Origin of the sequence: Exiguobacterium sp. UBA3491 (assembly GCF_002377745.1) — a bacterium.
In the GTDB taxonomy this organism is placed as follows: domain Bacteria; phylum Bacillota; class Bacilli; order Exiguobacteriales; family Exiguobacteriaceae; genus Exiguobacterium_A.
This window is the reverse complement of sequence record NZ_DFQK01000014.1, coordinates 1-6,766: the sequence shown is the minus strand read 5'-3', so window position 1 is coordinate 6,766 and position 6,766 is coordinate 1. Positions and strand designations below refer to the sequence as shown.

Sequence of the window (6,766 nt, the reverse complement as noted above, 5' to 3'; positions counted from 1 at the left end):
TTTTTTGAGTCAGCCTCTTTTGACTGTCATTTATTACGACACGTGTCGTTGCTCCTGAGAGGAATGTGCCAATAGCTGGCGAGCCGGTTGCCACATCAACAAAGAGAGGGCTCCTGCGAGCGCATAGACAAGCTCGATCGCAAACATATCGGCAAGCCATCCGAACAATAGACTGCCGAGGCAGAAACAGAGTGCATAAACGGTTTGTTGCACGCTATAGACATACGGTAACCGTTCGAGTGGTGTCGTCTTTTGCAACAACGTATTCAGCTCAATCGCCCGGACTTGACTCGCAAACCCTTGGATCAGACAAGCGATCACGGCAAGTGTGACGATTGGAGCGAAAGCAAACAAGAAGGTCGCAACAATCGAAAAGCCGATGCTGCGATAAAGCAACGAACGCGTTCCACGACGACGTAACATCATGTAACTACCGGCGATCATGCTCAGCAGATAGAAGGCATTTAGAATGCCCCACCAGCGTTCCGATAGCTGGAAATGTGTATCGATATAGACGAGAAACAGAGCAGAAATCCAAGCCGTACTGACGAACGCATCGATTCCGACGAGATACGTGTTGGCTTTCGCGAATGGATGCGCTCGCGTGTAGCGAATACTCGACCGGAAGGAAACGTCTTCCCCTTCCATCGAAGGGTCGGGTAGAGAGCGAACGCTTCGATAGAACAGATAGCTGATGAGACTCGCACCTAAAAACAGACCGGCCGAGACGGACAAGACGGAAAGCGGCGATAACCAGCTGACCAGAATGGCGCCGAGCGGCCACATGATGAGCTGAATCACTTGATTCGTACCTTGTACGAGACTGTTAGCCTTTTGGACATCCTGACACAGTCGAGGGATGAAGGCACTTTCGATCGGACGAGCAAATCCGTCGAAGAAAGCGATACATCCAACGAGTGCGAGGATAAGTGGCAGTGGTAAATCAAGCCCCCAGATGATGCCTAAGAGAATCGTCTTGAGGAGTTGACTGCCGAACAACAACGAGGCATGGGGAACACGTTGAGCGACTTGGGCGAATAAGAAGCCGCTTCCTGTCATGCCTGCTGTGACGAGAACAGGAAACAGGGCAGCGAGACTCGCTTGCCCTGTCGTTTGATAGATCATCGCGATCAGGGAGACGATATAGAGCGCATCTCCCGCATTCGCAATCCATTGACTGACCAATAAAAGCGTAAACCGGTTCATTCTGAAGGACCTCCATATCGTACGTATTTAGTTAGGAGTGAGAATTCAGAATGACTTACATTGGACGCCCTCATTTCATGTTTTTTTCTAGTGTAAGAGGAAAAAAATGGATTGTCAATCAGAATCGTGACGGGAGTTCCGGGCAACGAGTGTAAAGGGATCGACCATCGACGTCGCAGCGGCTTCGTCTTGAGCACGAGATGCCGATAGCTTGATTGGTTTTAGTTGCTGGCGGAAGCGGAAAGCCCGTTCGAGTCGACTCATGAATAGATTGCTGAAAAAGACGACTAATGCTAGCCCAATCAGTGGAACAAGGAACATATGATTGAGCCAAGACGTCGCTGAAAACTGGTTATAGTAATAACCGAACATCGAGGACCACTCAAAAATCGTTGGGGCAGTTCCTACATATAAATTAACCGTTCCAGCGAAGAAAATTTTGAAAAGTGATAAGTGAACGAGTAACATCAACGTTTGGATGAACTGTTGCATAAAAACGATTGTCAACGTTGGAACAAGATGTGGCCAAATGTGGCGTCTGAACCGATGCCACGGACTGCCACCAAGCGTTTGGGCGACAATCATGAACTCTTGACTAAGTAACTGACGGGTCTCAGCAATCAGATAAAGCGATAAAGAGGGGAGACCAAGCAAAATCAAGACGATCAACTCGAACGATACACGGTCGAACAACGGTGGGATAGCAGTCGAATCAAAGAACGTAAGTGATGGAAGCAAAATGAGCAACGCGACAAGAGAGAGCGGTAAAACTAAAAATCCATCAAGAATAAGTTTTAAGTATCGATTGACGCGAGCACTTCTAAAAGCTAGCGGAATCGCAATCACTAGCGAAAGAAACATTCGACCGAGCGCAACAATCATACAAATACCGGCTGTCCATTTAAATCCTTCAATCATCAATTGAAAGAGGTCATAGCCAGAGCGGTCTGTACCGAGCCATTGATCACTTGACGGTTTTAGTGGTGACGTCGCAAGGAACGTACCGTCTTCAGCATACCGGTTCGAGATTTGATCGACTTGACCATCACGGAAGATCGTATTTCCAAAACTAAGGAGCAGTAAACCAGTGAGTAAAAATAAACATAACCAGAAGACAGGATCTCGCATCAAAGTACGACGCATCAAATCCCCCCTTTCCAGGCGTTAGGAATAAGCCATTCTGCCAACAAATCAATGATGAAAATCGGCAGATAGATTAAGAACAAGATGACCATCAAAATCGGCATTTGTCCATTATAAAAGACGAACCGGAACATACCTTGCACTTCGAACGTGTATTCAATGATCACGAGACTCGATAAGACCGTAATGATGTTCGCTCGGAAAAACAGATAAAACCGATAGATCATTGTCGGAATCAAATGTTTCCAGAAAAGAGCCGCAGGACGAATGCCTTTAGCCCGTGCGAGTTCAAGGAAAGGAGCAGCTTCCTGTTCGAGTACTTGCGTCGTTAACCATTTGATGAAGAAGAATAGTGTTGTCAACGTTAGCGTAAGAATCGGTAAAAAACGAATGTACTCAGCATAGGATCCCGCAATTTCGATTTTGTCATACCCGGTCGTTTTAAACAGATAGAGGACAAGGAATTGCGAAAGAATGATCCAGAACAGATCCGGAACCATCTCAAGCGTCCGAGTCGTTTGTTTCAGCATCATGCGTGTTTTGCGACCACTCCGATAAAACAAATAAGCATAAAAAATCGCACACACAGCGGAGACCAGCATAGCTGTCGTAAAGATGATCAACGTCTCTTTAATGAATGGACTGATGGTAGGAAGCAACAAGAATTCCTTTTGAGCGGTTACGTTGAAATAGGTAATCTCATCAAGTTTCGTTAATTGAGCAAATTGTTGCTTCAGACCTTCCCAGTAGCTTGCTGGGTTGAATTTCATTTGCGCGACAAGCGCCGGAAGGGCGCTGATCGCAATCAAGACAAAAAATGCCACGATAAGCTGAATTGATTTTCGGGCGATAAACACCATGAGGCGAAAAACTCCTTTCTTTGGATCCTCAGCCGATGGCGAGGATCCGGTCATTGCCAATTTGGATCAACTGACTGTTCATATGTTTCCGGCGCAGTACATAGCGTTCGAACTGTTGTGTCGCGATGAACGAATCACGCGTCGAGACCGTCGAAAGGGTCATCAAGACATGCTTTAATTGTGGTTGGCCTTCTTGTAGCGAAAGATGCGTCATTCGGTTTGCTCCGTCGAGTCGATTCAAGAACAGTTCAATCTTACAGCCCTCCTTGATTAATTCACTGATCAGGAATGCCGATTGTTCGATGAACGTCTCAAATTGTTGGTGGAGTCCGTAACCGCTCGGGGCAGATAAGTTCAAGGCAATCGTAAACGTATCTTGATTGCTCGTTTCGAATACTTTTGCCTGCAAGCGACCGGTCTTCGCCGTCGCATACCAATCGATCTCTTTTGACGGTTCCGCCGTATAAGGTTTTGCACCAAGCTGAACCAGTTTGTTCTTGAGCGGTGAGTAGCGGTCTGGTCGGTCGCCAATCCGTAAACGTTGTAAAAGAAGCGGCGTCGCTTGCGCTGTCAAGGACGGCAAGACTGTAAACGACGGATACGTATCGAACGTAAAGAGATAGACGCCCATCTTCCAAGGCAGGCGAATCGTTAAGATGATCTCATCGAACTCGGCTGGTCCGCGGCGAACCGTCTGAATCGGGATCGTCACTGCGTCTTCAGAGTCAATCACTGCATGAAACGTCGCCGGATGTAGTGGATCCATCTCCGGGAAGATGACTCCGCCATCCGTGTGCAAACGAAGTGTCGCTTCGAGCCCAAGCTGACTCAAGGATTCGACGCCGAAGACTTGCAAATGGAGCGACGTCTTCTCCTGGTTGAACATCAATGATTCATAGTGTTTCCATTCGATGGCGACGTCCCGTCGGAGCTGCTTTTCTGTTCGACCGACTACAAAATGAATTGTCGCCAAAGCTGCGAACAGAAAACCGAGGACGGAAAGGCGCGGAATGAAGAGGAAGATGAACGTCATCGTGACGTACAGTGGAAAAAGTCGGCGTTCAAGCCAAAACGGGACGGAACGTTCAATCTGCATGATTCGTCACCCCATTTCGACCGGAACCGGCACGTCGTCCAGAATATGCGTCAAGACAGCCGCTTTCGTCGTCTTGATTCCACCTTCGAGTGTCAATGTCAGGCGGTGCGACAAGACGTGTTTTGCAAGATATTTAATGTCTTCCGGAATGATGAAGTCGCGCTGATTCAAAAACGCATAGCTTTGTGAAGCGCGAAGTAATGCAATCGCTCCACGCGGACTGACCCCGACTTCAATGAGTTCATGGTTTCGTGTCGCTTGAACGATGTGTAATAGATAATCAAGCACGTCTTGCGATGCATGGACGCGGCGCGCCTCTTCCTGCCAGGAAATCAAGTCGCCACCTGACGCGATGCCGACGGCTGACCGACGGACGTTAGTCAGAATCTCAGATAATAAGCGACGTTCGTTCTCGAAATCCGGGTAACCGACTTCGATCGCGACCATGAACCGGTCGAGTTGGGCGTCCGGTAGTGGGAAGGTTCCTGCCGATTCAATCGGGTTTTGTGTCGCGATGACGAAGAATGGGGCTGGCATCTGATAGGTCGTTCCACCAATCGAGACCTGACGCTCTTCCATTGCTTCAAGTAATGCCGATTGTGTCCGTGGAACGGCACGGTTAATCTCATCGATCAAGACGACGTTCGCGAACAGTGGACCGCGTTTATTCTCGAACTCCTGTGTCTTTAAATTGAAGAAGTCTGAACCGATGACATCGGACGGAAGCAAATCCGCTGTGAACTGGATCCGCGAGAAGGCACTCTCAAAGCTCTGAGCGAGCGCCTTGGCGAGCATCGTTTTCCCTGTTCCCGGTACGTCTTCTAGTAGAATATGTCCTTCTGCGGTGAGTGCCGTCAGACAGAGGTCGATGACGTCTGGTTTACCGAGATAGATGGAATTGAGTTGGTCTTTTAATTGTTGTAGTTTCATAGGAAATCCCTCCAAGGTCAAATGGTTGAGTAGCGTGCTAGTTGTTGTTCGAAGCGTAGAATCTCATCGTCCGTGATGATCGTTTCCGACATGTCACCGTAGCGGATATTCCGATACAACTGAAAATCGACAGGGACCTCAATCCGACGTAACCAGTCTTCAAGCGTTTCGTTCGGACGACGTTGCTGACTGCGCGGTAAGTGTTGCTCAAAACGGATGACGAGATCACGGACACGTGAAGACGAATACGATGCATACAGATAAGATGATTTTCTTAAAGAAGCAGGATGAAAGATTGATTGAGCGAATGGAACGTCATCCGTTACGTCTCCTGTAGACCTGCGCCGTTTTTTCACGCGACGCGACTGAACGAGTTTCCAGACCATGAAACTAAATAAGCTGATTAAAATGACATATTGTAGATAAGAAAAGGGAGAGTCAGAGGCATCCGCTTTAAGGGATTTCCAGAGCTCTTTCGGACCAGGTCGTGGATCGATCGGTTCAAAAGGCATCTTGCCTTTTGTGTTAGTAGGTGAGTGACCGTTTTTAAAACTAATTTCGCCATTCGCTTCAGTTTCTGCAATCGAAGGCTTTTTAAAAGGATCCGGCATGATGTAATGCGTGTAAATATACGTCGCGGTAGTTTGAAACAAGAACAGACCAATCAAAATGACACCGAGCGACATGATAAAGCGTTGCCGTAACACAAGCGATCCTCCTTCCTGTTTTTAAGGAAAAAATATCCATATGTACTTAGGAAGATTTTAGCATACACGCTTAACAAATAAAAACAATTTTCTGAAAATAAAGACAGGGTGAGACGATTCATTTTCAAGTGGTGAGGGTATGATGGAATCAGTGGTTCTTGAAAGAGAAAGGGTGTTTTGTATGAAATTGATTATTTTTGGAGCGACGGGTCAAACGGGGCAAGAACTGGTCAAGCAAGCGATTGATCACGGGCATGAGGTCACAGCGTTCGTCCGTAGTCCGGAAAAACTGACACTACGTGACGAACGGTTACACGTCGTTAAGGGTGACGTGCTCGATCAAGAAGCGGTGACGGCTGCTGTTGCCGGGCAAGAGGCTGTCCTGGCGGCTCTTGGCACTGAAAGTCTTGCATACAGTGGCTTTTTAGAACGGAGTCTCGTCCGGATCGTGACAGCGATGAAAAAACAGGGGGTAGACCGGATTGGTTATGTCGCGTCTGCTGGTGTCGATGATGAATTACCCGGTGTACAAGGGATGCTCGCTCAGCGGATTCTGAAAAATCCACTGAAGGATCACCGTCAAGCGATTGCGCTTTTGCAACAAGCGGATTTGAACTATACGGTAGCTCGACCACTCCGTTTACTGAACGGTCCGTTGACGGGACTTTATCGTCAAGCAGATACAGGTGTACCGGAAGATGCGAAACAGATCAATCGCGCAGATGTGGCGCATTTCCTCTTACAGGCAATCGAGACAGAAGATCATATCAAATCGAGTGTCGGTCTCGCTGAATGATGAAGAAGGGGCTGACTCAAAAGTCAGT

At 47.8% G+C, this 6,766-nt stretch carries 7 protein-coding genes; 1 reads left to right on the top strand and 6 read right to left on the bottom strand.

Annotated elements, in window-relative coordinates; translation table 11 throughout:
* Positions 1 to 33 precede the first annotated feature (33 nt).
* The 6 genes from B4F99_RS04890 to B4F99_RS04865 form a co-directional block, all read right to left on the bottom strand.
* A complete protein-coding gene (locus B4F99_RS04890; protein ID WP_290755721.1) occupies positions 34 to 1,206 on the bottom strand; it encodes an MFS transporter in 1,173 nt (390 codons plus the stop codon).
* Positions 1,207 to 1,320: 114 nt separating this feature from the next.
* On the bottom strand, positions 1,321 to 2,349 hold the full coding sequence (locus B4F99_RS04885; protein ID WP_290755719.1) for an ABC transporter permease subunit: 1,029 nt from the start codon (positions 2,347 to 2,349) through the stop codon (positions 1,321 to 1,323).
* A complete protein-coding gene (locus B4F99_RS04880; RefSeq protein WP_023467647.1) occupies positions 2,349 to 3,209 on the bottom strand; it encodes an ABC transporter permease subunit in 861 nt (286 codons plus the stop codon). Before B4F99_RS04880 ends, B4F99_RS04885 begins: the two co-directional genes overlap by 1 nt.
* Before the next feature lie 28 nt (positions 3,210 to 3,237).
* Entirely contained in the window at positions 3,238 to 4,305 is a 1,068-nt protein-coding gene (locus B4F99_RS04875) for a DUF58 domain-containing protein (RefSeq protein WP_214855180.1), read from the bottom strand.
* Between the two features lie 6 nt (positions 4,306 to 4,311).
* A complete protein-coding gene (locus B4F99_RS04870; RefSeq protein WP_290755715.1) occupies positions 4,312 to 5,235 on the bottom strand; it encodes an AAA family ATPase in 924 nt (307 codons plus the stop codon).
* Between the two features lie 17 nt (positions 5,236 to 5,252).
* Positions 5,253 to 5,942 (bottom strand): hypothetical protein, encoded by a 690-nt coding sequence (locus tag B4F99_RS04865; RefSeq protein WP_290755713.1) that lies wholly within the window; start codon positions 5,940 to 5,942, stop codon positions 5,253 to 5,255.
* A 181-nt stretch (positions 5,943 to 6,123) separates the two neighbouring features.
* Between B4F99_RS04865 and B4F99_RS04860 the strand changes: the two genes are divergently transcribed.
* Positions 6,124 to 6,738 carry an NAD(P)-dependent oxidoreductase gene (locus B4F99_RS04860; protein ID WP_290755711.1) on the top strand — a complete coding sequence of 205 codons (615 nt, stop codon included), beginning with the start codon at positions 6,124 to 6,126 and terminating at the stop codon, positions 6,736 to 6,738.
* Positions 6,739 to 6,766 lie beyond the last annotated feature (28 nt).

What these genes read in the sequence shown, in the direction of transcription:
- B4F99_RS04885 (WP_290755719.1), bottom strand. Translation starts at nt 2,349, where the DNA reads ATGCGTCGTACTTTGATGCGAGATCCTGTCTTCTGGTTATGTTTATTT.
- B4F99_RS04860 (WP_290755711.1), top strand. Translation starts at nt 6,124, where the DNA reads ATGAAATTGATTATTTTTGGAGCGACGGGTCAAACGGGGCAAGAACTG.
- B4F99_RS04875 (WP_214855180.1), bottom strand. Translation starts at nt 4,305, where the DNA reads ATGCAGATTGAACGTTCCGTCCCGTTTTGGCTTGAACGCCGACTTTTT.
- B4F99_RS04890 (WP_290755721.1), bottom strand. Translation starts at nt 1,206, where the DNA reads ATGAACCGGTTTACGCTTTTATTGGTCAGTCAATGGATTGCGAATGCG.
- B4F99_RS04880 (WP_023467647.1), bottom strand. Translation starts at nt 3,209, where the DNA reads ATGGTGTTTATCGCCCGAAAATCAATTCAGCTTATCGTGGCATTTTTT.
- B4F99_RS04870 (WP_290755715.1), bottom strand. Translation starts at nt 5,235, where the DNA reads ATGAAACTACAACAATTAAAAGACCAACTCAATTCCATCTATCTCGGT.